40 protein-coding genes are annotated in these 26,484 nt (G+C 68.1%); 36 read left to right on the top strand and 4 right to left on the bottom strand.

The features are described from left to right. Positions 1 to 45: 45 nt before the first annotated feature. Positions 46 to 873, top strand: a complete 828-nt coding sequence (locus MRBLMG1_RS32235; RefSeq protein WP_367827696.1) for a hypothetical protein — start codon at positions 46 to 48, stop codon at positions 871 to 873. 55 nt (positions 874 to 928) lie between these two features. Here the strand turns inward: MRBLMG1_RS32235 and MRBLMG1_RS32240 are convergent, their stop codons facing one another. Genes MRBLMG1_RS32240 through MRBLMG1_RS32250 form a run of 3 tightly spaced genes read right to left on the bottom strand, consistent with a single transcriptional unit; the run spans position 929 to position 2,200 of the window. Beyond that, the gene (locus MRBLMG1_RS32240; RefSeq protein ID WP_017239567.1) at positions 929 to 1,141 is read right to left on the bottom strand and encodes a hypothetical protein; all 213 of its coding nucleotides are present in this window, start codon (positions 1,139 to 1,141) and stop codon (positions 929 to 931) included. Next, entirely contained in the window at positions 1,135 to 1,932 is a 798-nt protein-coding gene (locus MRBLMG1_RS32245; protein WP_367827698.1) for a hypothetical protein, read from the bottom strand. Before MRBLMG1_RS32245 ends, MRBLMG1_RS32240 begins: the two co-directional genes overlap by 7 nt. Continuing rightward, positions 1,925 to 2,200, bottom strand: coding sequence for a WhiB family transcriptional regulator (locus MRBLMG1_RS32250; RefSeq protein WP_367827699.1), 276 nt, complete (start codon positions 2,198 to 2,200; stop codon positions 1,925 to 1,927). The genes MRBLMG1_RS32245 and MRBLMG1_RS32250 overlap by 8 nt, the downstream gene beginning before the upstream one ends. 255 nt (positions 2,201 to 2,455) lie before the next feature. Between MRBLMG1_RS32250 and MRBLMG1_RS32255 the strand changes: the two genes are divergently transcribed. The 5 genes from MRBLMG1_RS32255 (at position 2,456) to tuf (ending at position 7,553) form a co-directional block, all read left to right on the top strand. Next, a complete protein-coding gene (locus MRBLMG1_RS32255; protein ID WP_367827700.1) occupies positions 2,456 to 2,905 on the top strand; it encodes a helix-turn-helix domain-containing protein in 450 nt (149 codons plus the stop codon). A 289-nt stretch (positions 2,906 to 3,194) separates the two neighbouring features. Beyond that, positions 3,195 to 3,566: a 30S ribosomal protein S12 gene (gene rpsL / locus MRBLMG1_RS32260; RefSeq protein ID WP_003948652.1), complete on the top strand. Its 372-nt coding sequence runs from the start codon at positions 3,195 to 3,197 to the stop codon at positions 3,564 to 3,566. Between the two features lie 2 nt (positions 3,567 to 3,568). Continuing rightward, a complete protein-coding gene (gene rpsG, locus MRBLMG1_RS32265; RefSeq protein ID WP_351213415.1) occupies positions 3,569 to 4,039 on the top strand; it encodes a 30S ribosomal protein S7 in 471 nt (156 codons plus the stop codon). 39 nt (positions 4,040 to 4,078) lie between these two features. Then, positions 4,079 to 6,208, top strand: a complete 2,130-nt coding sequence (fusA, locus tag MRBLMG1_RS32270) for an elongation factor G (RefSeq protein ID WP_367827701.1) — start codon at positions 4,079 to 4,081, stop codon at positions 6,206 to 6,208. 151 nt (positions 6,209 to 6,359) lie between these two features. Then, positions 6,360 to 7,553: an elongation factor Tu gene (tuf, locus tag MRBLMG1_RS32275; RefSeq protein ID WP_026058274.1), complete on the top strand. Its 1,194-nt coding sequence runs from the start codon at positions 6,360 to 6,362 to the stop codon at positions 7,551 to 7,553. A 116-nt stretch (positions 7,554 to 7,669) separates the two neighbouring features. On the opposite strand, the gene MRBLMG1_RS32280 is transcribed toward tuf, so the two are convergent. After that, the gene (locus MRBLMG1_RS32280) at positions 7,670 to 9,739 is read right to left on the bottom strand and encodes a PIG-L family deacetylase (RefSeq protein WP_414721689.1); all 2,070 of its coding nucleotides are present in this window, start codon (positions 9,737 to 9,739) and stop codon (positions 7,670 to 7,672) included. A gap of 186 nt (positions 9,740 to 9,925) precedes the next feature. Here MRBLMG1_RS32280 and MRBLMG1_RS32285 point away from each other — a divergent pair, with 186 nt between their 5' ends. From MRBLMG1_RS32285 to rpsK, 30 genes are all read left to right on the top strand, one after another. Then, positions 9,926 to 10,288, top strand: coding sequence for a YciI family protein (locus tag MRBLMG1_RS32285; protein WP_367827703.1), 363 nt, complete (start codon positions 9,926 to 9,928; stop codon positions 10,286 to 10,288). Further along, positions 10,285 to 11,526, top strand: a complete 1,242-nt coding sequence (locus MRBLMG1_RS32290; RefSeq protein ID WP_367827704.1) for an RNA polymerase sigma factor — start codon at positions 10,285 to 10,287, stop codon at positions 11,524 to 11,526. The genes MRBLMG1_RS32285 and MRBLMG1_RS32290 overlap by 4 nt, the downstream gene beginning before the upstream one ends. A gap of 442 nt (positions 11,527 to 11,968) precedes the next feature. Further along, complete coding sequence (gene rpsJ / locus MRBLMG1_RS32295) at positions 11,969 to 12,277, top strand: 30S ribosomal protein S10 (RefSeq protein WP_003948644.1); 309 nt, start codon at positions 11,969 to 11,971, stop codon at positions 12,275 to 12,277. An 11-nt stretch (positions 12,278 to 12,288) separates the two neighbouring features. Continuing rightward, complete coding sequence (rplC, locus tag MRBLMG1_RS32300; protein ID WP_017239574.1) at positions 12,289 to 12,933, top strand: 50S ribosomal protein L3; 645 nt, start codon at positions 12,289 to 12,291, stop codon at positions 12,931 to 12,933. Positions 12,934 to 12,940: 7 nt separating this feature from the next. Further along, a complete protein-coding gene (rplD, locus tag MRBLMG1_RS32305) occupies positions 12,941 to 13,591 on the top strand; it encodes a 50S ribosomal protein L4 (protein ID WP_367827705.1) in 651 nt (216 codons plus the stop codon). Then, positions 13,591 to 13,914: a 50S ribosomal protein L23 gene (gene rplW / locus MRBLMG1_RS32310; protein WP_015035575.1), complete on the top strand. Its 324-nt coding sequence runs from the start codon at positions 13,591 to 13,593 to the stop codon at positions 13,912 to 13,914. The genes rplD and rplW overlap by 1 nt, the downstream gene beginning before the upstream one ends. Positions 13,915 to 13,954: 40 nt before the next feature. Next, the gene (rplB, locus tag MRBLMG1_RS32315) at positions 13,955 to 14,791 is read left to right on the top strand and encodes a 50S ribosomal protein L2 (protein WP_017239576.1); all 837 of its coding nucleotides are present in this window, start codon (positions 13,955 to 13,957) and stop codon (positions 14,789 to 14,791) included. Positions 14,792 to 14,803: 12 nt separating this feature from the next. Further along, positions 14,804 to 15,085, top strand: a complete 282-nt coding sequence (rpsS, locus tag MRBLMG1_RS32320; protein WP_015035577.1) for a 30S ribosomal protein S19 — start codon at positions 14,804 to 14,806, stop codon at positions 15,083 to 15,085. Positions 15,086 to 15,127: 42 nt separating this feature from the next. Then, positions 15,128 to 15,475, top strand: a complete 348-nt coding sequence (gene rplV / locus MRBLMG1_RS32325; RefSeq protein WP_004571827.1) for a 50S ribosomal protein L22 — start codon at positions 15,128 to 15,130, stop codon at positions 15,473 to 15,475. Further along, complete coding sequence (gene rpsC / locus MRBLMG1_RS32330) at positions 15,475 to 16,323, top strand: 30S ribosomal protein S3 (RefSeq protein WP_033201982.1); 849 nt, start codon at positions 15,475 to 15,477, stop codon at positions 16,321 to 16,323. Before rplV ends, rpsC begins: the two co-directional genes overlap by 1 nt. Before the next feature lie 5 nt (positions 16,324 to 16,328). After that, positions 16,329 to 16,748 (top strand): 50S ribosomal protein L16, encoded by a 420-nt coding sequence (gene rplP, locus MRBLMG1_RS32335; RefSeq protein ID WP_017239579.1) that lies wholly within the window; start codon positions 16,329 to 16,331, stop codon positions 16,746 to 16,748. Then, complete coding sequence (rpmC, locus tag MRBLMG1_RS32340; RefSeq protein ID WP_017239580.1) at positions 16,748 to 16,972, top strand: 50S ribosomal protein L29; 225 nt, start codon at positions 16,748 to 16,750, stop codon at positions 16,970 to 16,972. Before rplP ends, rpmC begins: the two co-directional genes overlap by 1 nt. Next, positions 16,972 to 17,253 carry a 30S ribosomal protein S17 gene (gene rpsQ, locus MRBLMG1_RS32345; RefSeq protein ID WP_015035582.1) on the top strand — a complete coding sequence of 94 codons (282 nt, stop codon included), beginning with the start codon at positions 16,972 to 16,974 and terminating at the stop codon, positions 17,251 to 17,253. The genes rpmC and rpsQ overlap by 1 nt, the downstream gene beginning before the upstream one ends. Before the next feature lie 100 nt (positions 17,254 to 17,353). Further along, positions 17,354 to 17,722: a 50S ribosomal protein L14 gene (gene rplN / locus MRBLMG1_RS32350; protein WP_003956455.1), complete on the top strand. Its 369-nt coding sequence runs from the start codon at positions 17,354 to 17,356 to the stop codon at positions 17,720 to 17,722. 2 nt (positions 17,723 to 17,724) lie between these two features. After that, on the top strand, positions 17,725 to 18,036 hold the full coding sequence (gene rplX / locus MRBLMG1_RS32355; RefSeq protein WP_015035583.1) for a 50S ribosomal protein L24: 312 nt from the start codon (positions 17,725 to 17,727) through the stop codon (positions 18,034 to 18,036). Then, the gene (rplE, locus tag MRBLMG1_RS32360; protein WP_026058276.1) at positions 18,033 to 18,590 is read left to right on the top strand and encodes a 50S ribosomal protein L5; all 558 of its coding nucleotides are present in this window, start codon (positions 18,033 to 18,035) and stop codon (positions 18,588 to 18,590) included. Before rplX ends, rplE begins: the two co-directional genes overlap by 4 nt. A gap of 5 nt (positions 18,591 to 18,595) precedes the next feature. Then, on the top strand, positions 18,596 to 18,781 hold the full coding sequence (locus MRBLMG1_RS32365) for a type Z 30S ribosomal protein S14 (protein WP_003948630.1): 186 nt from the start codon (positions 18,596 to 18,598) through the stop codon (positions 18,779 to 18,781). A gap of 208 nt (positions 18,782 to 18,989) precedes the next feature. Then, a complete protein-coding gene (rpsH, locus tag MRBLMG1_RS32370; protein ID WP_015035585.1) occupies positions 18,990 to 19,388 on the top strand; it encodes a 30S ribosomal protein S8 in 399 nt (132 codons plus the stop codon). 21 nt (positions 19,389 to 19,409) lie between these two features. After that, complete coding sequence (gene rplF / locus MRBLMG1_RS32375) at positions 19,410 to 19,949, top strand: 50S ribosomal protein L6 (protein ID WP_367827706.1); 540 nt, start codon at positions 19,410 to 19,412, stop codon at positions 19,947 to 19,949. Between the two features lie 3 nt (positions 19,950 to 19,952). After that, a complete protein-coding gene (gene rplR / locus MRBLMG1_RS32380) occupies positions 19,953 to 20,336 on the top strand; it encodes a 50S ribosomal protein L18 (protein WP_033201980.1) in 384 nt (127 codons plus the stop codon). Between the two features lie 45 nt (positions 20,337 to 20,381). Next, positions 20,382 to 20,984: a 30S ribosomal protein S5 gene (gene rpsE / locus MRBLMG1_RS32385; protein ID WP_017239585.1), complete on the top strand. Its 603-nt coding sequence runs from the start codon at positions 20,382 to 20,384 to the stop codon at positions 20,982 to 20,984. Beyond that, complete coding sequence (gene rpmD, locus MRBLMG1_RS32390) at positions 20,984 to 21,166, top strand: 50S ribosomal protein L30 (protein ID WP_015035589.1); 183 nt, start codon at positions 20,984 to 20,986, stop codon at positions 21,164 to 21,166. Before rpsE ends, rpmD begins: the two co-directional genes overlap by 1 nt. Position 21,167: 1 nt before the next feature. Continuing rightward, positions 21,168 to 21,623 (top strand): 50S ribosomal protein L15, encoded by a 456-nt coding sequence (rplO, locus tag MRBLMG1_RS32395; RefSeq protein ID WP_030318646.1) that lies wholly within the window; start codon positions 21,168 to 21,170, stop codon positions 21,621 to 21,623. Between the two features lie 213 nt (positions 21,624 to 21,836). Beyond that, a complete protein-coding gene (secY, locus tag MRBLMG1_RS32400; RefSeq protein WP_367827707.1) occupies positions 21,837 to 23,156 on the top strand; it encodes a preprotein translocase subunit SecY in 1,320 nt (439 codons plus the stop codon). After that, positions 23,156 to 23,803: an adenylate kinase gene (locus MRBLMG1_RS32405; RefSeq protein WP_367827708.1), complete on the top strand. Its 648-nt coding sequence runs from the start codon at positions 23,156 to 23,158 to the stop codon at positions 23,801 to 23,803. The genes secY and MRBLMG1_RS32405 overlap by 1 nt, the downstream gene beginning before the upstream one ends. Positions 23,804 to 23,900: 97 nt before the next feature. Further along, positions 23,901 to 24,752 (top strand): type I methionyl aminopeptidase, encoded by an 852-nt coding sequence (map, locus tag MRBLMG1_RS32410; protein ID WP_367827709.1) that lies wholly within the window; start codon positions 23,901 to 23,903, stop codon positions 24,750 to 24,752. 213 nt (positions 24,753 to 24,965) lie between these two features. After that, positions 24,966 to 25,187: a translation initiation factor IF-1 gene (infA, locus tag MRBLMG1_RS32415; RefSeq protein WP_003956442.1), complete on the top strand. Its 222-nt coding sequence runs from the start codon at positions 24,966 to 24,968 to the stop codon at positions 25,185 to 25,187. 63 nt (positions 25,188 to 25,250) lie between these two features. Further along, a complete protein-coding gene (gene rpmJ, locus MRBLMG1_RS32420; RefSeq protein ID WP_003956441.1) occupies positions 25,251 to 25,364 on the top strand; it encodes a 50S ribosomal protein L36 in 114 nt (37 codons plus the stop codon). Positions 25,365 to 25,567: 203 nt separating this feature from the next. Continuing rightward, the gene (gene rpsM, locus MRBLMG1_RS32425; RefSeq protein WP_017239590.1) at positions 25,568 to 25,948 is read left to right on the top strand and encodes a 30S ribosomal protein S13; all 381 of its coding nucleotides are present in this window, start codon (positions 25,568 to 25,570) and stop codon (positions 25,946 to 25,948) included. Positions 25,949 to 26,014: 66 nt separating this feature from the next. Continuing rightward, the gene (gene rpsK / locus MRBLMG1_RS32430) at positions 26,015 to 26,419 is read left to right on the top strand and encodes a 30S ribosomal protein S11 (protein WP_003956432.1); all 405 of its coding nucleotides are present in this window, start codon (positions 26,015 to 26,017) and stop codon (positions 26,417 to 26,419) included. Positions 26,420 to 26,484 lie beyond the last annotated feature (65 nt).

Below are 26,484 nucleotides of genomic sequence, written 5' to 3' on the forward strand. Positions count from 1 at the left end.
GGGACCCCTCGATAGGTTGGCCCCACCGAACTGAGGGAGCCGCCCGTGTCCGCCGACCGCGCCCGCCTGCTGTACGTGACCGACCTCGCCTACCCGGCCAAGGGGCGGCGGTACTGCGACGAGGACATCCAGCTGACCGCCCGGCTGCGGGCCGACTTCGACCTGGCCCTGTGCCACCCGCTGGACGCGGCCGCGCTCATGACGGGCTTCGACGCCGTCGTCGTGCGCAACAGCGGCCCGGTCCTCGGCTACCGGAAGGAGTACGACGCCTTCCGCGAGCGGGCCACCGCCCTCGGCACCCGCGTCTACAACCCGCTGCACGGCCGCGGCGACATGGCCGGCAAGCAGTACCTGCTCGACCTGACGGCCGCCGGGTACCCCGTCATCCCCACCGTGGACCGGCCCGAGGACCTGCACCTGCTGCCCGAGGCCGAGCAGTACGCGGTCAAGCCCAAGGCGGGCGCCGACTCCATAGGCCTGCGGTTCCTGCCGTACGGGGAACTCGCCGGCCTCGCCCACGGCGACCTCCTGGTGCAGCCCCGCGTGGACTTCCGGTACGAGGTCTCCTTCTACTTCGTCGACGACGGCTTCCAGTACGCCCTGTACGCCCCCGACCCCGAGCGCCGCTGGGTCCTCGAACCGTACGAACCGACCGCCGAGGACCTCGCGTTCGCCCGCCGCTTCGTCGCCTGGAACACCCTCGACCACGGCATCCAGCGCGTCGACGCCTGCCGCGCCCCCGGCGGGGAACTGCTCCTCGTCGAGCTGGAGGACCTCAACCCGTACCTCTCCCTCGACCGCGTGCCCCAGCCCGTGCGGGAACGGTTCGCCGACGACCTCGTCCGCTCCCTGCGCGCCTTCCTGGTGGCATGACGAAGCGCCCCGCGTCCGGAGGGGACGCGGGGCGCTTCGCAGGGGGAGGGGAGGGTCAGGCGGTACGGGGGCGGCGGCGGGCCAGCCGCTCCGCCGCGAAGACGTCCTCAAGGCGGAAGAGCTGGGCCCGGCCGGCCCGGCCCGCCGCCCGCAGATGGCCCAGCTGGACCCACTTGCGGATCGTGGCGGGCGCGACGCCCGCCTCCTCGGCGGCGAGCGGCCCGGGGATCAGCGCGGGCAGCACGGGCAGTGCGGGCGAGCTCAGCATGAGGTCTCCTTCGTGTCGTCCATCGCCGCCTCGATCTCCTCGGTGCCGGTCCCCGAGGCCTCCGACAGCTCCTCCCACTGCGCTTCGGCCCACAGGTGCCGGTACGCGGGGTCGTCCTGGCAGCCGCACGCCGTGTCCGTGCAGACGCACGCCGGGTTCACGCACAGCACCGCCCGGCGGTCGGGGAACGCCCGCAGCGACACCGAGTCGCACCAGGGGCAGCGGCCCGTCACCCGCACGACCGTCTCCGCGTCGCCGAGCGTCCGGGCGCAGCGGCGGGCCATCCGCCGGATCTCGTCCCGGACGTGCCGGGCGAGGTCCGGGTGCCCGGCGACGGCGTCGAGCAGCCCGACGATCCGGCGCAGCCGCTCGATCACCCCGGCCCGGCGCGGCCGCGGCAGCGTGAGCCGGGCGCAGACCGCCTCCTCCAGCTCGACCACGCCGTCGGTGATGTCCCGGATGGCGTCGGAGATGTGCAGCCGGATGGGGGCGGCGCCGTGCCCGGGGACGGACAGGCCGTGCCGCTGTTCGAGCAGCAGGGCCTCGCGCCGCTCCTCGCGGATCAGCTCGTCGCGGCCCGGGTGCGGCGCGGTGGGCGCGGTGCCGGCGGGGGAGCGGCGGCCGGGCGCCAGCTCCTCGGACAGCTCGGGGAACTGCCGTACGAGGGAGGCGGTCCAGAGCGCGATGTCGCGCAGGACGAGCTCGACGGTCCGGCCGGCGGCGGTCGGGGCGGTCGGGTCGGGGCGGTGGGCGCGGGCGGAGTCGCCCGTGTTCCCGGTGGAGTCAGCCACGGCGACCGCTCCCCACCAGCGCGACGGCCTTCGCGACGCGCTGGGCGTCGGCGGGGCGGCCGTTGCGCCAGAGGCGGCCCGCGCAGACGCCGTCGAAGTAGCTCTCGGCCGGGGCCACCGCCGCCTCGCACTCACGGCGTACGGGGCAGTCGGCGCAGGCCCGCAGAGCCGGGGCCGCCTCTTTGGCGCGGCGGGCGAAGACGACGGACGGGGAGAGGCCGGCGCACGCGGCGGAGGCCTGCCAGGGGGACGGGTCGGGCTGGAACAAGGGAGTTTCTCCACGGTCCGGGGCCCGCCGGGGCTCCATGGGGCCGGTGGGGCTCCTGGGGCTCAGGGGGCCGACGAGTGCGGCGGCGAGCCAGACTTACACGTTGCGTGCGAGCGCGCAACAAAAAACGCCACCGTTGTGAACTGCCCTTCACCGATTCGACACGATTGCGTGCCCGAAAGCACGTAATTCCGTGCGCGCAAGCACGCTAAGGTATGGGATCCGGAGGGTGGGGGAGCGAGGAGCGGTAACGACATGAGCACTCAAGGGCTCGACGAGTTCGCAGGCTGGGTCGAAGGCCTGATGCGGGCGCGCGGATACGACATCGACAGCCCCCGTGGTGGCGGGAAGTCCCGCATCGCGGACGAGGCCGGAGTGCACCGCGCGGCCGTCACGCGGCTGCTGCAGCGGCAGAGCATGCCGGACCTGGAGACGATGCGCCGGATCGCCCCCCTGCTCGGGGTGTCCGTCCGCGACATGCTGATCCGGTCGGGCCGGGTGTCCCCCGAGGAACTCCCGCTGGCGGCGGACCTGCTGCCGCCCAGCGACTGGCAGCCGACGATGGAGGACTTCGCCCGCTGGCTCGGCGTGCCCGACGAGCGTCTCGGCGTCTTCGTCAAGGTCGTGAACCAGTTCCTGGAGCCCGACGCCGAGGGCGCCGACGCCCCCGCGGCCGTCGAGCCGAGGCGCACCGCCCGCGACTGACCGCCACCGCCCGTGACCGGCGGCCCTCCCCGGGGCCGCCGGGTCTCCGCGCGCGTGGCCATTTGTTTTGACCGGAGTCCATGCGATAGGTACGCTCATGCCTTGTGCCTGGGGTGTGCCTGGGCTCGCGTGCGTGTCTTCAACCGCACAGCGAGTCATATATCGGCCACCGTGATCCGCGCCTTTTCCGCCTCGTGCGGAGGTCCGCGAGGTCCGACACACCCGACCGCGTGGGTCGGTGAATGTTTCAGGTTAGTTTTACCGACGGCACACAGAAACCGGAGAAGTAGTGCCTACGATCCAGCAGCTGGTCCGTAAGGGCCGGCAGGACAAGGTCGAGAAGAACAAGACGCCCGCACTCGAGGGTTCCCCTCAGCGCCGCGGCGTCTGCACGCGTGTGTTCACGACCACCCCGAAGAAGCCGAACTCGGCGCTCCGTAAGGTCGCGCGTGTGCGTCTGACCTCCGGCATCGAGGTCACGGCCTACATCCCGGGTGAGGGTCACAACCTGCAGGAGCACTCCATCGTGCTCGTGCGCGGTGGCCGTGTGAAGGACCTGCCGGGTGTTCGTTACAAGATCATCCGCGGTTCCCTCGACACGCAGGGCGTCAAGAACCGTAAGCAGGCTCGCAGCCGCTACGGCGCCAAGAAGGAGAAGTAAGAATGCCTCGTAAGGGCCCCGCCCCGAAGCGCCCGGTCATCATCGACCCGGTCTACGCATCTCCTCTTGTCACCTCGCTGATCAACAAGATCCTGCTGGACGGCAAGCGCTCCACCGCCGAGCGCATCGTCTACGGCGCCATGGAGGGCCTCCGCGAGAAGACCGGTGCTGACCCGGTCATCACGCTGAAGCGCGCTCTCGAGAACGTCAAGCCGGCTCTTGAGGTCAAGTCCCGCCGTGTCGGTGGCGCCACCTACCAGGTGCCGATCGAGGTCAAGCCGGGCCGCGCGTCCACGCTGGCCCTCCGCTGGCTCGTCGGTTACTCCCGCGCCCGTCGCGAGAAGACCATGACCGAGCGCCTCATGAACGAGCTCCTCGACGCCTCGAACGGCCTCGGTGCGGCCGTCAAGAAGCGTGAGGACACGCACAAGATGGCCGAGTCCAACAAGGCCTTCGCGCACTACCGCTGGTAGTCGCAACCCACATCGAGACCGAGAGAAGACTGAGCCGATATGGCTACCACTTCGCTTGACCTTGCCAAGGTGCGCAACATCGGCATCATGGCTCACATCGACGCGGGCAAGACGACCACCACCGAGCGGATCCTGTTCTACACCGGTGTCTCGTACAAGATCGGTGAAGTCCACGACGGCGCTGCCACGATGGACTGGATGGAGCAGGAGCAGGAGCGCGGCATCACGATCACGTCCGCCGCGACGACCTGCCACTGGCCGCTCGAGAATGTCGATCACACGATCAACATCATCGACACGCCGGGTCACGTCGACTTCACCGTCGAGGTGGAGCGTTCGCTGCGCGTGCTCGACGGTGCTGTCACCGTGTTCGACGGTGTGGCCGGTGTCGAGCCCCAGTCCGAGACTGTCTGGCGTCAGGCGGACCGCTACGGCGTGCCGCGTATCTGCTTCGTCAACAAGCTCGACCGTACGGGCGCCGAGTTCCTCCGCTGCGTCGACATGATCGTGGAGCGCCTCGGCGCCGTCCCGATCGTCATGCAGCTCCCGATCGGCGCCGAGATGGACTTCCAGGGCGTCGTCGACCTCGTCCGCATGAAGGCCCTCGTCTGGTCCGCCGAGGCCAGCAAGGGCGAGATGTACGACGTCGTCGACATCCCGGCCTCGCACACCGAGCTCGCCGAAGAGTGGCGCGCCAAGCTGGTCGAGACCGTCGCCGAGAACGACGAGGAGCTCATGGAGCTCTTCCTCGAGGGCGTCGAGCCCACCGAGGAGCAGCTCTACGCTGCCGTCCGTCGCATCACCATTGCCTCCGGCAAGGGTGGCGGCGAGAAGACGGTCACCCCCGTCTTCTGTGGCACCGCGTTCAAGAACAAGGGCGTCCAGCCCCTGCTCGACGCGGTCGTGCGCTACCTCCCCTCCCCCCTGGACGTCGAGGCCATCGAGGGCCACGGCGTGAAGGACCCGGAGGAGGTCGTCAAGCGCAAGCCGTCCGACGACGAGCCGCTGTCGGCCCTCGCGTTCAAGATCGCGAGCGACCCGCACCTCGGCAAGCTCACCTTCGTCCGGATCTACTCCGGTCGCCTGGAGGCCGGCACCGCGGTGCTGAACTCCGTCAAGGGCAAGAAGGAGCGCATCGGCAAGATCTACCGCATGCACGCGAACAAGCGTGAGGAGATCGACTCGGTGGGCGCCGGCGACATCGTCGCCGTCATGGGCCTCAAGCAGACCACCACCGGTGAGACGCTGTGCGACGAGAAGAACCCGGTCATCCTGGAGTCCATGGACTTCCCGGCGCCGGTCATTCAGGTCGCCATCGAGCCCAAGTCCAAGGGTGACCAGGAGAAGCTGGGTGTCGCCATCCAGCGTCTCGCGGAGGAGGACCCCTCCTTCCAGGTGCACTCGGACGAGGAGACCGGCCAGACCATCATCGGTGGTATGGGCGAGCTTCACCTCGACATCCTCGTCGACCGCATGCGTCGCGAGTTCAAGGTCGAGGCGAACGTCGGCAAGCCGCAGGTCGCGTACCGCGAGACGATCCGCAAGGCCGTCGAGCGACTTGACTACACCCACAAGAAGCAGACCGGTGGTACCGGTCAGTTCGCCAAGGTGCAGATCGCGATCGAGCCCATCGAGGGCGGCGACGCCTCGTACGAGTTCGTGAACAAGGTCACCGGTGGCCGCATCCCGAAGGAGTACATCCCTTCGGTCGACGCGGGTGCGCAGGAGGCCATGCAGTTCGGCATCCTGGCCGGCTACGAGATGACTGGCGTCCGCGTCATCCTTCTCGACGGTGGCTACCACGAGGTCGACTCCTCCGAGCTGGCGTTCAAGATCGCCGGTTCGCAGGCCTTCAAGGAGGCCGCGCGGAAGGCTTCGCCGGTCATCCTCGAGCCCATGATGTCCGTCGAGGTCACCACGCCCGAGGACTACATGGGTGAGGTCATCGGCGACATCAACTCCCGCCGTGGCCAGATCCAGGCCATGGAGGAGCGCAGCGGCGCCCGCGTCGTGAAGGGCCTCGTGCCCCTCTCGGAGATGTTCGGCTACGTCGGCGACCTCCGCAGCAAGACCTCGGGTCGCGCAAGCTACTCGATGCAGTTCGACTCCTACGCCGAGGTTCCGCGGAACGTCGCCGAGGAGATCATCGCGAAGGCCAAGGGCGAGTAACTCTCCCGAGTTCACGCTTTAGGCTTGACACCAGTCGCGGGGCCCAGCCCCCGAAACCCGAGGGAATCGGGCCCCGTCGACTGGCATCCCAGCAAAGATCACCTGGCGCCGATGAAGCAAGGCGTACAGAACCACTCCGCAGGAGGATCAAGTGGCGAAGGCAAAGTTCGAGCGGACTAAGCCGCACGTCAACATCGGCACCATCGGTCACATCGACCACGGTAAGACGACCCTCACGGCCGCCATTACCAAGGTGCTGCACGACGCGTACCCGGACCTGAACGAGGCCTCGGCCTTCGACCAGATCGACAAGGCTCCCGAGGAGCGCCAGCGCGGTATCACGATCTCGATCGCGCACGTCGAGTACCAGACGGAGTCGCGTCACTACGCGCACGTCGACTGCCCGGGTCACGCTGACTACATCAAGAACATGATCACGGGTGCCGCGCAGATGGACGGCGCCATCCTCGTGGTCGCCGCCACCGACGGCCCGATGCCGCAGACCAAGGAGCACGTGCTCCTGGCCCGCCAGGTCGGCGTTCCGTACATCGTCGTCGCCCTGAACAAGGCCGACATGGTGGACGACGAGGAGATCCTGGAGCTCGTCGAGCTCGAGGTTCGTGAGCTCCTCTCCGAGTACGAGTTCCCGGGCGACGACCTTCCGGTCGTCCGCGTCTCGGCGCTCAAGGCGCTCGAGGGTGACAAGGAGTGGGGCGAGAAGCTCCTCGGCCTCATGCACGCGGTGGACGAGTCCATCCCGCAGCCCGAGCGTGACGTCGACAAGCCGTTCCTGATGCCGATCGAGGACGTCTTCACGATCACCGGTCGTGGCACCGTCGTCACCGGTCGTATCGAGCGCGGTATCCTCAAGGTCAACGAGACCGTCGACATCATCGGCATCAAGACCGAGAAGACCACCACCACGGTCACCGGTATCGAGATGTTCCGCAAGCTGCTCGACGAGGGCCAGGCCGGTGAGAACGTCGGTCTGCTCCTCCGTGGCATCAAGCGCGAGGATGTCGAGCGCGGCCAGGTCATCATCAAGCCGGGTTCGGTCACGCCGCACACGAACTTCGAGGCCCAGGCCTACATCCTGTCGAAGGACGAGGGTGGCCGTCACACCCCGTTCTTCAACAACTACCGCCCGCAGTTCTACTTCCGTACCACGGACGTGACCGGCGTCGTGACCCTCCCCGAGGGCACCGAGATGGTCATGCCGGGCGACAACACCGCCATGAGCGTTGAGCTGATCCAGCCCATCGCCATGGAGGAGGGCCTCAAGTTCGCCATCCGTGAGGGTGGCCGGACCGTCGGCGCCGGCCAGGTCGTCAAGATCACTGCCTGATCTTGAACTGACCTGGTAGCTCCTACGAGCTGCTGAGCAGTAAGGGAAGGCCCCGCACCGAAAGGTGCGGGGCCTTCTCGCGTTCCCGGCCGTTCCAGGGGGTGCCCGGAGAGGACCTACGGCCTCCAGCTCCAGGGGTGCCCGTCCGGGCCGAGGCCCACCACCGTCGTCCCGCGCCCGCCGAGGTGGAGCGCGGCCGCGACCGCCGTGTCGACGGCCGTGCGGGTGTGCAGCCGGCCGCCGGCCCGCACCTGGAGGCGGCCGCGCAGGTCCGTGCCGAGCAGCACCGTGCCGAGCGCCGGCGAACGGGCGGCGACCACCTCCCCGTAACCGTCGAGCCCGGCGTCACCCGCGGGGCCGAGCAGCCCTGCGGACGCCGGCGGCCGGTGGAACAGCTCGCCGCCGACCGTCGCCACCGTCGACCCGGAGAGCGGCAGCCGGTCCGACCGGTCCGCCCCGTCCACCCAGTGCCGTACGGAATCCCGCCCCGCCGCGTAGACGTGCACCCGGCCGGCCGCGTCCAGGGAGACGGCCAGGCCGTCCTGGACCTCCGCGTCCCCGGGGAGTGCCCGCCAGGGCCCCCAGGACCCGTCCGAGGCCGCCCGGACGCGGGTCGACACGCCCTTGCCGGCGTTCCGTACGAAGAGGTGGACCCGGCCGTCCGGGGCCGTGACGGCCACCGGGGCGCCGATCCGGCGCCCGCGGTCGTCGGAGCGCTCCGGGTTCCCGAGCCCGCGCCACGCGAGGAACGGGCCGCCGGGGGAGCGCTGCTCCAGGAGCACCACCTCGCGCCGGTTCGGCCCGCCATGGCCGTCGAGCGCGGCGAACCGGACCGCGAACAGCAGCACCCGGCCGTCGTCGAGCACCGCCGAGCCGAGCGCCGGGGCGAGCGGCCCGCCGCCGAGGTCCTCCGGCTCGCCCCAGCCGGCACCGGCGGGCGCCGACGCGCCCCGCGTGCCGCCGGGCGGCCGGGTGCCCGTACCGGCGCCCGGCGCCGACTCCCGCCAGCGGACCGCGCGCAGACCGAGGACGCCGTACGCGGTGAGGCGGCCGTCCGCATCCTCGGTGACCGCGGGGCGCGCGCCGGGCCAGCGGTGGTGCGTGGAGCGGACCCAGCCCTTGCGGTTGGTGAGCGGCCGGTCGCCGCCGACGCCGTAGTCGCCGCAGCCGGAGGGGTTCCCGCACTGCCAGGACGGGTCGCCGCCGTACGGGACGAGCCGCGCGGCCTTCTCCGCGAGGACCTCCGGAGGGAGGTTCTTGGGCCAGTGCCGGTTGTAGTAGCCGCGGAACGCGCGCGTCGTGAACGCCGGTACCGGGCCGCCGTCCCGGACCGCGTCGGTGACCCAGCGGCCCAGCGCGGCCCAGGTGAAGCAGGCGACGGCCGTGTGGTCGCCGTGGTCCGCGTACCCCGGCTGCTCGGAGTCCCGCCGCCGCGTGGCCTCGTCGCCGTGCTGGACGTCCGGGTCGGGGTCCAGGGTGTGCACCACCGTCGGCCGGTAGCGCCGCAGCAGGTCGGCGAGGGCGCCGACGAGACGGTCGTAGTCGTACGTGTCCGAGCGGGTCACCGGCGAACCGGCCGACAGATGGGTCCGCAGTTCGAGGGCCCGGTCGTGCCAGAGCGCCGGCAGGGCCATGTACCGCCGGGTGGTGTGCATCGGCAGGTTCAGGAAGACCAGCTCCACCCGGCGCGCGCCGCGCGTGAGCGTGTCGGCCTCCGCCCGCAGGCCGCCGGGGAGCGTCAGCACCTCGCGCCGCCAGGGCGTGAACCGCGGAAGCCCGAGCGCCTCGGCGTACGCCTGGCGCAGGCCCTGGTGGCGGGCGGCCGAGTAGGCGGCGCGGTCCGGCGGAGTGTCGGGCATCCCCGCGATCCGGTTCCGGCCGGTGTGCTCGCCGGCCGTCACGTACACCGAGACCAGCGGCACCCCGGAGTCCAGCAGCCGCTGCGTGTCCGGGTTCATGAAGTACAGGTCGTCGTCCGGATGCGCGGAGAACTGCATCAGCAGCGCCCGCCGCTCCCCGGCCGTCGCGATCGGCTTCCCCGGCGCCGGATCGGCCGTCGGCGCCGTCCGCCGGGGTTCCGGTACGGAACAACCGGCGGCGGCCGCGGTGACCGCGAGGGCGACGGCGAGCACCGTCCGTCGGCGGGGGGCTGTGGTCACGAGCGGGATCCGTTCCCTTCGGGTCATCGGTCCTCTGCAAGACGGATATCCGGCACTCGTGGTTGTGTACGGATCGGCGCTCCCGCTGCGAGGATGCACCGCGGAAAAGATCTTCGAAATCGTCCGCGGCCGGATGTCGAGCACGCGCCGCGGGCTCCGACCCCTGGGTGACAGCACGCCGCAGGGGCGCGCGGTACGAGGAGGACACCCGAGATGAAGTACGTCGCGATGATCTACGGCAACCAGGCCAAGTGGGACGCCTTCCCCGCCGAGGCCTGGCCCGAGGCGATCGCCCGGCAGGAGGCCTTCAACCGCAAGTACCGGGAGAGCGGCGAACTGATCGGCGCCTACGGCCTCGCCGACGCGGCCGCCGCCCAGCTGGTACGCCGCGAGGGCGGCGCCCCCGCGGTCACCGACGGCCCGTACCTGGAGACCAAGGAGTACCTGGCCAGCTTCTACCTGCTCGACTGCGCGAGCCTGGAGCGCGCCCAGGAGATCGCCGCGGACATGCCGTTCGCGGACGTCGACCCCGTCGAGCTGTGGCCGGTCCTGCACGAGTCCGCGGCGGACGTGTGACCGGCCCGCACGAGGTCGAGGACCTGCTGCGCGCCCACGCGCCGCGGGTCCTCGGCGCGCTCGTCCGCCGGTACGGCGACTTCGACCTGTGCGAGGACGCCGTCCAGGAGGCCCTGATCGCCGCCGCCCAGCAGTGGCCGCAGGACGGCGTCCCCGACCACCCGCGCGGCTGGCTCCTCACCGTCGCCGCCCGGCGGTACGTCGACCTGGTGCGCAGCGAGTCCGCGCGCAGGCGCCGCGAGGACGCCGTCGCGCTCGCCACCCCGGACTCCGAACTCCTCGCCCGCGCCGCGGACGACACCCCGGGGAGCGACCGGGACGACTCCCTGTCCCTGCTCTTCCTCTGCTGCCACCCGGACCTGTCGCCGCCCAGCCGGATCGCGCTCACCCTGCGCGCCGTCGGCGGCCTCACCACCGCGCAGATCGCCGCCGCCTTCCTGGTGCCCGAGTCGACGATGGCGCAGCGGATCAGCCGGGCCAAGCAGACCCTCAGGACCGGCGGATGGTCCCTGGCGCTGCCCGAGGGCGCGGACCGCACGGAGCGCCTCGCCGAGGTGCGGCACGTGCTCTACCTCGTCTTCAACGAGGGCTACACGGCCAGCGGCGGCGACGCGCTCACCGCGCCCGAGCTGTCCACGGAGGCGATCCGGCTCGCCCGGCTGCTGCACCGGCTCGTCCCCGACGACACCGAGACCGCCGGCCTGCTCGCCCTCATGCTGCTGACCGACGCCCGCCGCCCGGCCCGCACGGGCCCGCACGGCGAGCTGGTCCCGCTCGCGGAGCAGGACCGGGGGAGCTGGGACGGCCGGCTCATCGCCGAGGGCGTCGAGCTGATCAGCCGCACCCTGCCCCGCGGCCGGGTGGGCCCGTACCAGCTCCAGGCGGCCATCGCGGCCGTCCACGACGAGGCCGGGTCGGCCGACACCACGGACTGGCCGCAGATCCTCGCGCTGTACGAGCTCCTGGAGCACACCGGGCCGAACCCGATGATCACCCTCAACCGCGCGGTCGCGGTGGCGATGGTCCACGGCCCGCAGGCCGGCCTCGACCTCCTGGCCGACCTGGCGGGGGACGGCCGTCTCGCCCGGAACCACCGCCTCCTCGCGACCCGCGCGCACCTCCTCGAACTCCTCGGCGACAAGGAGTCCGCGGCCGGCGCCTACCGCGAGGCCGCCCGCCACACGACGAGCGCGCCCGAACGCAGGCACCTGACGGAGCGCGCGCGGCGGCTCGGCTGACGGGGGAGGGGCGGGTCCGGCGGGCGCTCGCCCGCGCCGGCGCGGGCGCCTCGCGCTGACCCGGACGTGACGTGGGGTACAGTCTTCGATCCCGATTGGCGGCGAGAAGGCCACGTATGGCAGACTGTCGGGGTTGCTCGGTTGAGTGCCGATGCTGCGCGCCTCCCGTCGGGAGGACCGGAAGCGAGTCCCACAGTACTCGTCGACCCCTCGGGTCGGACGTACGGGAATCTTCTGGGAAGCGTCAGCGGGGTGCCGGCCAGGCTCCCGGTGGGTGTTCCACCCCCGATTCGCGGTCATGGTGACCGCACCCCCTTGGTTGGGAAATCCTCTGGGATTTCTGCGTAGAGGGAGTGCGACACGCCCGACCGCGTGGGTCGGAGGTAGGACGCGAACCGACCGTGGAGCCAGAGCGTTACGAGACAAAGGACTACTAGTAGCCATGGCGGGACAGAAGATCCGCATCCGGCTCAAGGCCTACGACCACGAGGTCATCGACTCCTCGGCGAAGAAGATCGTCGAGACGGTGACCCGCACTGGTGCGTCGGTCGCGGGCCCGGTGCCGCTGCCCACTGAGAAGAACGTGTACTGCGTCATCAAGTCGCCGCACAAGTACAAGGACTCGCGCGAGCACTTCGAGATGCGCACGCACAAGCGCCTCATCGACATCCTCGACCCCACGCCGAAGACGGTTGACTCGCTCATGCGCCTCGACCTCCCGGCGGGCGTTGACATCGAGATCAAGCTCTGAGGGCGCGCGAGATGGCTAAGAACATCAAGGGCATCCTGGGCGAGAAGCTCGGCATGACGCAGGTCTGGGACGAGAACAACCGGGTCGTCCCGGTGACCGTCGTCAAGGCCGGCCCCAATGTCGTGACCCAGGTGCGTACGAACGACGTCGACGGTTACGAGTCGGTCCAGATCGCCTTCGGCGAGATCGACCCGCGCAAGGTGAACAAGCCCCTCAAGGGCCACTTCGCCAAGGCCGACGTCACCCCGCGCCGCCACCTGGTGGAGCTCCGCACCGCTGACGCCTCCGAGTACACGCTCGGCCAGGAGATCACCGCCGAGCTCTTCGAGGCCGGCGTGAAGGTCGACGTCACCGGTAAGAGCAAGGGCAAGGGCTTCGCCGGTGTCATGAAGCGCCACAACTTCCGTGGTGGCAAGGCTTCGCACGGTGCCCACCGCGTGCACCGCAAGCCCGGTTCGATCGGTGGCTGCGCCACCCCGGGCCGTGTCTTCAAGGGCATGCGCATGGCCGGTCGCATGGGCAACGAGCGTGTGACCACCCAGAACCTGACCGTCCACGCCGTTGACGCCGAGAAGGGTCTGCTGCTCATCAAGGGCGCCGTCCCCGGCCCCAACGGTGGCCTCGTCCTGGTCCGCACCGCGGCCAAGGGGGTTTGAGGAACCGATGAGCACCATTGACATCCTTTCGCCGGCAGGCGACAAGGCCGGGACCGTCGAGCTCCCCGCGGAGATCTTCGGCGCCAAGGTCAGCGTTCCGCTGATCCACCAGGTCGTCGTCGCGCAGCTGGCCGCGGCCCGTCAGGGCACGCACAAGACCAAGACCCGTGGCGAAGTCCGCGGTGGTGGCAAGAAGCCTTACCGCCAGAAGGGCACCGGCCGCGCCCGTCAGGGTTCGACCCGCGCCCCGCAGTTCGCCGGTGGTGGCGTCGTCCACGGCCCGCAGCCGCGTGACTACTCGCAGCGGACCCCGAAGAAGATGAAGGCCGCCGCCCTCCGCGGTGCCCTCTCGGACCGGGCCAACCACTCCCGCATCCACGTCGTCACCGGCGTGGTCGAGGGTGAGGTCTCCACCAAGGCCGCGAAGACGCTGTTCGGCAAGATCTCGGAGCGCAAGAACCTGCTCCTGGTCGTCGAGCGCTCCGACGAGGCCGCGTGGCTGTCCGCTCGTAACCTGCCCCAGGTGCACATCCTGGAGCCGGGCCAGCTCAACACGTACGACGTGATCGTCTCCGACGACGTGGTCTTCACCCAGGCCGCCCTCGAGTCTTTCGTGTCTGGCCCCCAGACCGCTGAGACCGAAGGGAGCGACGCCTGATGACTGAGGCCGTCGTCACCAGCAAGACCTTCTCGGACCCGCGCGACATTCTCATCAAGCCGGTCGTCTCGGAGAAGAGCTACGCCCTGCTGGACGAGAACAAGTACACGTTCATCGTCGCGCCTGGCTCCAACAAGACCCAGATCAAGCAGGCCGTCGAGGCGGTCTTCTCGGTCAAGGTCACCGGGGTCAACACGATCAACCGCCAGGGCAAGCGCAAGCGCACCAAGGCCGGTTTCGGCAAGCGCAAGGACACCAAGCGCGCCATCGTGACCCTTGCCGAGGGCAACCGTATCGACATCTTCGGCGGTCCGACCGCCTAACGGCGGTCTGGATCGTCCGGAATCGGACGAGGACTGAGAAATGGGAATCCGCAAGTACAAGCCGACTACGCCGGGCCGCCGTGGCTCCTCCGTAGCCGACTTCGTCGAGATCACGCGGTCCACGCCGGAGAAGTCGCTGGTCCGCCCCCTGCACAGCAAGGGCGGCCGTAACAACACCGGTCGGATCACGGTTCGACACCAGGGTGGCGGCCACAAGCGCGCCTACCGCGTGATCGACTTCCGTCGTCACGACAAGGACGGCGTGCCGGCCAAGGTCGCTCACATCGAGTACGACCCCAACCGCACCGCGCGCATCGCGCTGCTCCACTACCTGGACGGCGAGAAGCGCTACATCATCGCCCCCAAGGGTCTGACGCAGGGTGACCGCGTCGAGAACGGCCCCGGCGCTGACATCAAGCCCGGCAACAACCTGGCGCTCCGCAACATCCCGGTCGGTACCACGATCCACGCGATCGAGCTCCGTCCCGGTGGCGGCGCCAAGTTCGCGCGCTCGGCTGGTGCCTCCGTGCAGCTGCTGGCGAAGGAGGGCACGATGGCCCACCTTCGTATGCCGTCCGGTGAGATCCGTCTCGTCGACGCCCGCTGCCGCGCCACCATCGGCGAGGTCGGCAACGCCGAGCAGTCGAACATCAACTGGGGCAAGGCCGGCCGTAAGCGCTGGCTGGGCGTTCGCCCGACCGTTCGCGGTGTGGCGATGAACCCGGTCGACCACCCGCACGGTGGTGGTGAGGGCAAGACCTCCGGTGGTCGTCACCCGGTCTCCCCGTGGGGTCAGAAGGAGGGTCGTACTCGCTCGCCGAAGAAGGCTTCGAGCAAGTACATCGTCCGCCGCCGCAAGACGAACAAGAAGCGCTAGGAGCGGGTTTAGATGCCGCGCAGTCTCAAGAAGGGACCCTTCGTCGACGGCCACCTCGTCAAGAAGGTGGACGCCCAGAACGAAGCCGGTACCAAGAACGTCATCAAGACCTGGTCCCGTCGCTCGATGATCATCCCGGCCATGCTCGGCCACACGATCGCGGTGCACAACGGCAAGACCCACATTCCGGTGTTTGTCACCGAGTCGATGGTCGGCCACAAGCTCGGCGAGTTCTCGCCGACGCGCACCTTCCGGGGTCACGTGAAGGACGACCGGAAGTCGAAGCGCCGCTAGTAGCGGGGTGGAATGACCATGACAGACACTGGAAGGACAACCATGGAAGCCAGGGCCCAGGCGCGGTACATCCGCGTCACGCCCATGAAGGCCCGCCGCGTGGTGGACCTTATCCGTGGCATGGACGCCACGGAGGCTCAGGCGGTCCTGCGTTTCGCCCCGCAGGCCGCGAGCGTGCCGGTTGGCAAGGTGCTTGACAGCGCCATTGCCAACGCCGCGCACAACTACGACCACACCGACGCCTCTTCGCTGGTCATCAGCGAGGCGTACGTGGATGAGGGCCCGACCCTGAAGCGGTTCCGTCCGCGTGCTCAGGGCCGTGCCTACCGGATCCGTAAGCGGACCAGCCACATCACCGTGGTCGTCAGCAGCAAGGAAGGAACCCGGTAATGGGCCAGAAGGTTAACCCGCATGGGTTCCGGCTCGGCATCACCACGGACTTCAAGTCCCGCTGGTACGCCGACAAGCTGTACAAGGACTACGTCAAGGAAGACGTCGCCATCCGTCGGATGATGACGTCCGGCATGGAGCGCGCCGGCATCTCGAAGGTTGAGATCGAGCGCACCCGTGACCGCGTGCGGGTGGACATCCACACCGCGCGTCCCGGCATCGTCATCGGCCGCCGTGGCGCCGAGGCCGACCGCATCCGCGGCGACCTCGAGAAGCTCACGGGCAAGCAGGTCCAGCTGAACATCCTCGAGGTCAAGAACCCCGAGATGGACGCTCAGCTGGTTGCTCAGGCCGTTGCCGAGCAGCTCTCCTCCCGCGTCTCCTTCCGTCGCGCCATGCGTAAGAGCATGCAGGGCACGATGAAGGCCGGCGCCAAGGGCATCAAGATCCAGTGTGGCGGTCGTCTCGGCGGCGCCGAGATGTCCCGCTCGGAGTTCTACCGCGAGGGTCGTGTGCCGCTGCACACGCTCCGCGCGAACGTGGACTACGGCTTCTTCGAGGCCAAGACGACCTTCGGTCGCATTGGCGTCAAGGTCTGGATCTACAAGGGCGACGTCAAGAACATCGCCGAGGTCCGCGCCGAGAACGCTGCGGCCCGTGCGGGTAACCGCCCGGCCCGTGGCGCCGGCGCTGGCGACCGCCCGGCCGGCCGTGGTGGCCGCGGTGGCGAGCGTGGCGGCCGCGGCCGCAAGCCGCAGCAGCAGTCCGCGCCGGCTGCCGAGGCCCCCAAGGCCGAGGCTCCCGCCGCCGCTGCCGCTCCGGCTGAGAGCACCGGAACGGAGGCCTGACCGAAATGCTGATCCCCCGTAGGGTCAAGCACCGCAAGCAGCACCACCCGAAGCGCTCCGGCGCGAGCAAGGGTGGTACGCAGGTTGCGTTCGGCGAGTACGGCATTCAGGCCCTCACGCCGGCGTACGTGACCAACCGCCAGATCGAGGCGGCCCGTATCGCGATGACCCGCCACATCAAGCGTGGCGGCAAGGTCTGGATCAACATCTACCCGGACCGCCCGCTGACGAAGAAGCCCGCCGAGACCCGCATGGGTTCCGGTAAGGGTTCTCCGGAGTGGTGGATCGCGAACGTCAAGCCGGGTCGGGTGATGTTCGAACTGTCCTACCCGAACGAGAAGATCGCGCGCGAGGCCCTGACCCGTGCGGCCCACAAGCTGCCGATGAAGTGCAAGATCGTGAAGCGCGAAGCAGGTGAGCTGTGATGTCGGCCGGTACCAAGGCGTCCGAGCTGCGCGAGCTGGGCAACGAGGAGCTTCTCAACAAGCTCCGCGAGGCCAAGGAAGAGCTGTTCAACCTCCGCTTCCAGGCGGCGACGGGTCAGCTCGAGAACCACGGTCGGCTCAAGTCCGTCCGTAAGGACATCGCCCGGATCTACACCCTGATGCGTGAGCGTGAGCTGGGCATCGAGACGGTGGAGAACGCCTGATGAGCGAGAGCAACGTGACTGAGAAGACCGAGCGCAACGCTCGCAAGGTCCGCGAGGGCCTGGTCGTCAGCGACAAGATGGACAAGACCGTCGTCGTCGCTGTCGAGGACCGCGTCAAGCACGCGCTGTACGGCAAGGTCATCCGCCGTACGAACAAGCTCAAGGCTCACGACGAGCAGAACGCTGCCGGCATCGGCGACCGCGTCCTCCTGATGGAGACCCGGAAGCTGTCCGCCACGAAGCACTGGCGCGTCATCGAGATCCTCGAGAAGGCCAAGTAATTCTTGTAGGGGTAACCCTTCAAGTTCGTTCCGCCAGGCTCGGCCGGGGCTTCCTCGTGAAGCCCCGGCCGGGAACCGGCAGACAAATCAGGAGATAGACGTGATCCAGCAGGAGTCGCGACTGCGTGTCGCCGACAACACTGGTGCCAAGGAGATCCTTTGCATCCGTGTTCTCGGTGGCTCGGGTCGCCGCTACGCGGGCATCGGTGACGTCATCGTCGCCACCGTCAAGGACGCGATCCCCGGTGGCAACGTGAAGAAGGGTGACGTCGTCAAGGCGGTCATCGTTCGCACCGTCAAGGAGCGCCGCCGCCAGGACGGCTCGTACATCCGCTTCGACGAGAACGCCGCTGTCATTCTCAAGAACGACGGCGACCCTCGTGGCACCCGTATCTTCGGCCCGGTGGGCCGTGAGCTGCGCGAGAAGAAGTTCATGAAGATCATCTCGCTCGCGCCGGAGGTGCTGTAAGCATGAAGATCAAGAAGGGCGACCTGGTCCAGGTCATCACCGGTAAGGACAAGGGCAAGCAGGGCAAGGTCATCACGGCCTTCCCCCGCGAGAACCGCGTCCTGGTCGAGGGTGTCAACCGGGTCAAGAAGCACACCAAGGCCGGCCCGTCGCAGGCCGGTGGCATCGTCACGACCGAGGCTCCGGTCCACGTCTCCAACGTCCAGCTGGTCGTGGAGAAGGACGGCAAGAAGGTCGTCACGCGTGTCGGTTACCGCTTCGACGACGAGGGCAACAAGATCCGCGTTGCCAAGCGGACGGGTGAGGACATCTGATGGCTACCACCACTCCGCGTCTCAAGACGAAGTACCGCGAGGAGATCGCGGGCAAGCTGCGTGAGGAGTTCTCCTACGAGAACGTCATGCAGATTCCCGGCCTCGTGAAGATCGTGGTCAACATGGGTGTCGGCGACGCCGCCCGTGACTCGAAGCTCATGGACGGTGCCGTCCGTGACCTGACCACCATCACCGGTCAGAAGCCGGCCATCACCAAGGCCCGCAAGTCCATCGCGCAGTTCAAGCTGCGCGAGGGTCAGCCGATCGGTGCGCACGTCACCCTCCGTGGCGACCGCATGTGGGAGTTCCTCGACCGCACCCTGTCGCTCGCGCTTCCGCGCATCCGCGACTTCCGTGGTCTGTCCCCCAAGCAGTTCGACGGGCGTGGCAATTACACCTTCGGTCTCACGGAGCAGGTCATGTTCCACGAGATCGACCAGGACAAGATCGACCGTGTCCGGGGTATGGACATCACCGTGGTGACCACGGCGACCAACGACGACGAGGGCCGTGCCCTTCTGCGTCACCTCGGCTTCCCGTTCAAGGAGGCGTAAGCGAGATGGCGAAGAAGGCTCTCATCGCGAAGGCTGCCCGCAAGCCCAAGTTCGGCGTGCGCGGCTACACGCGCTGCCAGCGCTGTGGTCGTCCCCACTCCGTGTACCGCAAGTTCGGCCTGTGCCGCGTGTGCCTTCGTGAGATGGCTCACCGTGGCGAGCTGCCGGGCGTGACCAAGAGCTCCTGGTAATCCCTTAGTTGGGATGACCGGAGTCTCTCGGTAAGCACTGGGTCGGCGGAGGCCCACCCCTGCATGCCTTAGGCTTGTGGGGTTGGGCGTCCGCCGCCCGTACGACTTACTACGCCGTAGGTCCCCGCGCCGCACCCGTCCCGCCCCTGTGTGGGGAGAGGGATGGCGCATACAGGAAACCCCGGCGAGAGAGGCCGAAGGCCAATTCATGACCATGACTGATCCGATCGCGGACATGCTGACTCGTCTGCGTAACGCGAACTCGGCATACCACGACTCCGTGACGATGCCGCACAGCAAGATCAAGTCTCACATCGCGGAAATCCTCCAGCAGGAGGGCTTCATCACGGGCTGGAAGGTCGAGGACGCCGAGGTCGGCAAGAACCTCGTCCTCGAGCTCAAGTTCGGTCCGAACCGTGAGCGCTCCATCGCGGGCATCAAGCGGATCTCGAAGCCCGGCCTCCGGGTTTACGCGAAGTCCACCAACCTGCCGAAGGTCCTCGGCGGCCTGGGCGTGGCGATCATCTCCACGTCCCACGGTCTCCTGACCGGCCAGCAGGCAGGCAAGAAGGGCGTAGGTGGGGAAGTCCTCGCCTACGTCTGGTAGTCGGGAACGGAGGAATAGCTAATGTCGCGTATTGGCAAGCTGCCTATCCAGGTTCCCGCCGGCGTGGACGTCACCATCGAGGGCCGCACGGTCACGGTGAAGGGTTCCAAGGGCACCCTGAACCACACCGTCGCCGCGCCGATCGAGGTCGCTAAGGGCGAGGACGGCGTTCTCAACGTCACCCGCCCGAACGACGAGCGTCAGAACAAGGCCCTCCACGGCCTGTCCCGCACGCTGGTGGCCAACATGATCACCGGTGTGACCCAGGGTTACGTGAAGGCGCTCGAGATCAGCGGTGTCGGTTACCGCGTGGCCGCGAAGGGCTCCGCTCTGGAGTTCCAGCTCGGCTACAGCCACCCGATCCTGATCGAGGCGCCCGAGGGCATCTCGTTCAAGGTCGAGTCGCCGACCAAGTTCTCGGTCGAGGGCATCGACAAGCAGAAGGTCGGCGAGGTCGCGGCGAACATCCGCAAGCTGCGGAAGCCCGACCCGTACAAGGCCAAGGGCGTCAAGTACGCCGGCGAGGTCATCCGCCGCAAGGTCGGAAAGGCTGGTAAGTAAGCCATGGCATACGGTGTGAAGATCGCCAAGGGCGACGCTTACAAGCGTGCCGCCAAGGCGCGCCGCCACATCCGCATCCGCAAGAACGTGTCGGGTACGGCGGAGCGTCCGCGCCTCGTCGTGACGCGTTCGAACCGCGGTATCACCGCTCAGGTCATCGACGACCTCAAGGGTCACACCCTTGCGTCGGCGTCGACCCTGGACGCGTCGATCCGCGGCGGCGAGGGTGACAAGTCCGCGCAGGCCAAGCAGGTCGGTTCCCTGGTCGCCGAGCGCGCCAAGGCCGCCGGCGTCGAGGCTGTCGTGTTCGACCGTGGTGGCAACAGGTACGCCGGGCGCATTGCCGCTCTGGCTGACGCCGCCCGCGAAGCCGGGCTGAAGTTCTAAGCCCCGGTTCCGGGACTAACGGACGTAACAGAGAGAGGTAATCCAATGGCTGGACCCCAGCGCCGCGGAAGCGGTGCCGGTGGCGGCGAGCGGCGGGACCGGAAGGGCCGCGACGGTGGCGCTGCCGCCGAGAAGACCGCGTACGTTGAGCGCGTTGTCGCGATCAACCGCGTCGCCAAGGTTGTCAAGGGTGGTCGCCGCTTCAGCTTCACCGCGCTGGTCGTGGTGGGCGACGGTGACGGCACCGTAGGTGTCGGTTACGGCAAGGCCAAGGAAGTTCCCGCGGCCATCGCCAAGGGTGTCGAGGAAGCCAAGAAGAACTTCTTCAAGGTTCCCCGCATCCAGGGCACCATCCCTCACCCGATCCAGGGCGAGAAGGCCGCGGGCGTCGTCCTGCTCAAGCCGGCTTCCCCCGGTACCGGTGTTATCGCCGGTGGCCCGGTGCGCGCCGTGCTCGAGTGCGCCGGCGTTCACGACATCCTGTCGAAGTCGCTCGGCTCCGACAACGCGATCAACATCGTGCACGCGACCGTGGCGGCCCTCAAGGGCCTGCAGCGTCCCGAGGAGATCGCGGCTCGCCGTGGTCTGCCCCTCGAGGACGTCGCCCCCGCGGCTCTGCTCCGTGCGCGTGCTGGGGCGGGTGCGTAATGGCTCGCCTCAAGGTCACGCAGACGAAGTCGTACATCGGCAGCAAGCAGAACCACCGCGACACCCTGCGTTCGCTTGGCCTCAAGAAGGTCAACGACGTGGTTGTCAAGGAGGACCGCCCCGAGTTCCGCGGAATGGTTCACACCGTCCGCCACCTCGTGACGGTCGAGGAGGTTGACTGACATGGCGGAGACCAACCCGCTGAAGGCCCACAACCTCCGTCCCGCCCCCGGCGCCAAGACCGCGAAGACCCGTGTGGGTCGTGGTGAGGCGTCGAAGGGTAAGACGGCCGGTCGTGGTACCAAGGGCACGAAGGCCCGTTACCAGGTTCCGCAGCGCTTCGAGGGTGGGCAGATGCCCCTCCACATGCGTCTGCCGAAGCTCAAGGGCTTCAAGAACCCGTTCCGCACCGAGTACCAGGTCGTGAACCTGGACAAGCTCACCGCGCTCTACCCGCAGGGTGGCGAGGTCACGGTGGCCGATCTGGTCGCCAAGGGTGCGGTTCGCAAGAACCAGCTCGTCAAGGTGCTCGGCACCGGCGAGATCACCGTGGCGCTGCAGGTGACGGTTGACGCCGTCTCCGGCTCCGCCAAGGAGAAGATCGCCGCTGCCGGCGGCACCGTCACCGAGCTCGTCTAAGACGACTCGATGGCTTGAACATCCGATCGGGGATGCCTCTCAAAAGGGGCATCCCCGATTGGTCGTTCCTAGGGGGGCACGGTCGCCGGTAAGGTGGCGTGCACTGTCTAGGCTCCGTGCGGTATGCCCGCACGGAATTGATGACCGATACCCAATCGTCGAACCTCAAGACCGTCACCCTTGACGCATAGCGCGGGGGTCGCAGGAGGCACCGTGCTCACCGCGTTCGCCCGGGCGTTCAAGACGCCCGACCTGCGCAAGAAGCTGCTCTTCACGCTCGGCATCATCGTGCTGTACCGCCTCGGGGCCCACATCCCGGTCCCCGGCGTCAGCTACGAGGCCGTCCAGCAGTGTGTCAAGCAGGCCAGCGAGGGCAACAACAGCCTGTTCGGCCTGGTCAACATGTTCAGTGGCGGGGCGCTGCTCCAGATCACCATCTTCGCGCTCGGCATCATGCCGTACATCACGGCGAGCATCATCCTGCAGCTGCTGACCGTCGTGATCCCCCGCCTTGAGGCCCTCAAGAAGGAGGGCCAGTCCGGTACTGCGAAGATCACGCAGTACACCCGTTACCTGACGGTGGCCCTCGCGGTGCTGCAGGGCACCGGTCTCGTCGCCACGGCCAAGAGCGGTGCGCTCTTCAGCGGCTGCTCCGTGGCCGACCAGGTCGTGCCGGACCCGTCGATCTTCACCATCGCCACCATGGTCATCACGATGACCGCCGGTACCTGCATCGTCATGTGGCTCGGCGAGATCATCACGGACCGCGGCATCGGCAACGGTATGTCGATTCTCATGTTCATCTCGATCGCCGCCGGCTTCCCGGGTGCCCTGTGGGCCATCAAGGAGAGCGGAAAGCTCGCCAAGGGCTGGATCGAGTTCGGCACCGTCATCCTCATCGGCTTCGTGATGGTGGCCCTCGTGGTCTTCGTCGAGCAGGCCCAGCGGCGCATTCCCGTGCAGTACGCGAAGCGCATGATCGGTCGACGCTCCTACGGCGGAACGTCCACTTACATCCCGTTGAAGGTGAATCAGGCAGGTGTGATTCCTGTCATCTTCGCGTCGTCGCTGCTCTACATCCCGGCCTTGGTCGCGCAGTTCTCGAACTCCACGGCGGGGTGGAAGACCTGGATCGAAGCCCACTTCGTCAAGGGTGACCACCCGTATTACATCGCCGCGTACTTCCTCCTGATCGTGTTCTTCGCCTTCTTCTACGTGGCGATCTCGTTCAACCCCGAGGAAGTTGCCGACAACATGAAGAAGTATGGTGGCTTCATCCCGGGTATCCGGGCTGGTCGACCTACTGCCGAGTACCTGAGCTACGTGCTCAACCGGATCACTTGGCCGGGCTCGCTGTACTTGGGTCTGATCGCTCTTGTGCCGACGATGGCGTTGGCAGGCTTCGGTGGCGCCAATGCCAACTTCCCCTTCGGTGGGACGAGCATCCTCATCATCGTGGGTGTGGGGCTGGAGACCGTGAAGCAGATCGAGAGCCAGCTCCAGCAGCGCAATTACGAAGGGTTCCTCCGCTGATGCGAATCGTCCTCGTCGGACCGCCCGGTGCCGGGAAGGGAACGCAGGCCGCGTACCTTGCCAAGAACCTGGACATCCCGCACATCTCCACGGGTGACCTGTTCCGTGCCAACATCTCGCAGGGCACGGCGCTGGGCCTGGAGGCGCAGTCGTACATGAAGGCCGGCCAGCTGGTTCCGGACTCCGTGACGATCGGGATGGCCAAGGACCGTATGGAGCAGCCGGACGCCGTGAACGGCTTCCTGCTCGACGGGTTCCCGCGCAACGTGGCCCAGGCTGAGGCCCTGGACGAGATCCTCAAGGCCGGTCACGTCCAGCTGGACGCCGTCCTTGACCTCGAGGTCCCCGAGGACGAGGTCGTGAAGCGGATCGCGGGTCGCCGCATCTGCCGCAACGACAGTGCGCACGTCTTCCACGTGACGTACAACGCTCCGAAGACCGAGGGCGTCTGCGACGCCTGCGGCGGCGAGCTCTACCAGCGCGACGACGACTCCGAGGAGACCGTCCGTCGGCGCCTGGAGGTCTACCACACGGAGACCGAGCCGATCATCGACTACTACCGGGCGCAGAACCTGGTGTCGACGATCTCGGCGCTCGGCAAGGTGGACGAGGTCACCGCCAAGGCGATGGACGCGCTCAAGAAGTAACCCCTGGTTCGTGCGATACGGCCGCGGTGCCCCTCAGGGGCGCCGCGGCCGTATCGTTGTTCTGTTCCCCGTATTCGAAGGAAAGGCCGCGGCCACGATGGTGCAGATCAAGACCCCCGAGCAGATCGCGAAGATGCGCGAGGCGGGGCTGGTCGTCGCCGCCATCCACGCGGCGACCCGCGACGCGGCCGTGCCGGGCGCCACGACGAAGGACCTGGACGAGGTCGCGCGGAAGGTCATCGCCGACCACGGGGCGAAGTCGAACTTCCTCGGGTACGGCGGCTTCCCCGCGACGATCTGCACCTCGGTGAACGAGGTCGTCGTCCACGGCATCCCCGACGACAAGACCGTCCTCAAGGACGGCGACATCATCTCCATCGACGCCGGCGCGATCATCGACGGCTGGCACGGTGACGCGGCCTACACGGCCTTCGTGGGCACCGGGCACGCGCCCGAGCTCGTCGAGCTCTCCCGGGTCACCGAGGAGTCGATGTGGGCCGGCATCGCGGCCATGAAGCTCGGCAACCGCCTGGTCGACATCTCGAAGGCGATCGAGACGTACATCAAGCGCCAGCCCCGCCCCGCGGTCGGCGACCACAGCCTCGGTCGCTACGGGATCATCGAGGACTACGGCGGCCACGGCATCGGCACCGAGATGCACATGGACCCGCACCTCCTGAACTACGTCTCCCGCAAGCGCGGCAAGGGCCCCAAGCTCGTCCCCGGCCTCTGCCTCGCCATCGAGCCCATGGTCTCCCTCGGCACCCCCCACACCGAGGTCCTCAAGGACGACTGGACCGTCATCACCACCGACGGCACCTGGTCCTCCCACTGGGAGCACTCCATCGCCCTCACCGAAGAGGGCCCCCTCGTCCTCACCGCCGTCGACGGCGGCAAGGCCAAGCTCGCCGAACTCGGCGTCACGGCGGCACCGGACCCGCTGGCGTAGGCGCGGCCCGGGCTCCGGGCGTGCTGGCGTAGGTGAGGGGGAGGTCCTGGGACTTCGGGGTGGGGCTTGCGTAAGGATCTCCGCGCGTGGGCAGACTTCTCGATTCGTCTTTTCCTGGGGCCTGACGTAGACTGATGCGTCGGCTCTCGTGTACCCGTGTGTCCTCATGCGGCGGCGAGAGTCGATCAAGGTAGCCGATTCGAAAGGCGAAGCGTGGCCAAGAAGCAAGGTGCCATCGAAATCGAGGGCACCGTGATCGAGTCCCTCCCGAACGCCATGTTCAAGGTGGAGCTCCAGAACGGTCACAAGGTCCTCGCGCACATCTCCGGCAAGATGCGGATGCACTACATCCGAATCCTTCCGGACGACCGGGTCGTGGTGGAGCTTTCTCCCTATGACCTGACGCGTGGCCGGATCGTCTACCGGTACAAGTAGATCTTGCCCGCACCCCGCCTTCGCGCGCGGGTGGTGGCACTGACCCGGAGAACCTCACATCCCATGAAGGTCAAGCCGAGCGTCAAGAAGATCTGCGACAAGTGCAAGGTGATCCGCCGTCACGGTCGGGTCATGGTCATCTGCGACAACCTGCGCCACAAGCAGCGCCAGGGCTGACGCACGCCGACCGACCTGCATTTCGCAGTTCTTCGCGCGACGCATAGCAATACGTACATACGCAGAGCCCGTCGGGCCGTGTTCCACGGTTGACGGCACCTCCGGCGGGGGCCGGGGACCCGGACGTACCACTGCTCCGACAGGAGCGGTCGGCGGTCGGGAGCGGTTCTGCAGCAGACCCCCGAGAACACAGGAGCCATTGAATGGCACGCGTTTCCGGTGTTGACATCCCGCGCGAAAAGCGTGTGGTGGTCGCACTCACCTACGTCTTCGGCATCGGGCGTACCCGGTCCGAGGAGATCCTCGCCTCGACCGGTGTGAACCCGTCCACCCGTGTCCGCGACCTTGCCGAGGAAGACCTCGTCAAGATCCGCGAGTACGTGGACGCCAACCTCCAGACCGAGGGTGACCTCCGTCGCGAGATCGCCGCCGACATCCGCCGCAAGGTCGAGATCGGCTGCTACCAGGGCCTCCGCCACCGTCGTGGCCTGCCCGTTCGCGGCCAGCGCACCAGCACGAACGCTCGTACCCGCAAGGGCCCGCGTCGCGCCATCGCCGGCAAGAAGAAGCCGGGCAAGAAGTAGTCCTCAGCGGACGCTTGACCAAGCGGTCTTCGCTGTAGGACCGACCACCTCCCGTAGGAGTTATAGATGCCCCCCAAGGGTCGTCAGGGCGCTGCCAAGAAGGTGCGCCGCAAGGAAAAGAAGAACGTCGCTCACGGCCACGCGCACATCAAGAGCACGTTCAACAACACGATCGTCTCGATCACGGACCCCTCGGGCAACGTGATCTCCTGGGCCTCCGCCGGCCACGTCGGCTTCAAGGGCTCGCGCAAGTCCACCCCGTTCGCCGCGCAGATGGCCGCCGAGTCGGCCGCTCGCCGCGCGCAGGAGCACGGCATGCGCAAGGTCGACGTCTTCGTCAAGGGTCCGGGCTCCGGCCGCGAGACCGCGATCCGCTCCCTCCAGGCCACGGGCCTCGAGGTCGGTTCGATCCAGGACGTCACCCCCACGCCGCACAACGGCTGCCGTCCCCCCAAGCGCCGCCGCGTCTGACGCACGGCTGCTTGTTCAGGACTTCGGGCGGTACGGCTCTTCGGACCGTGCCGCCCGTACCCTTG

This window comes from Streptomyces sp. LMG1-1-1.1 (assembly GCF_040815545.1).
Taxonomy (GTDB): Bacteria; Actinomycetota; Actinomycetes; order Streptomycetales; family Streptomycetaceae; genus Streptomyces.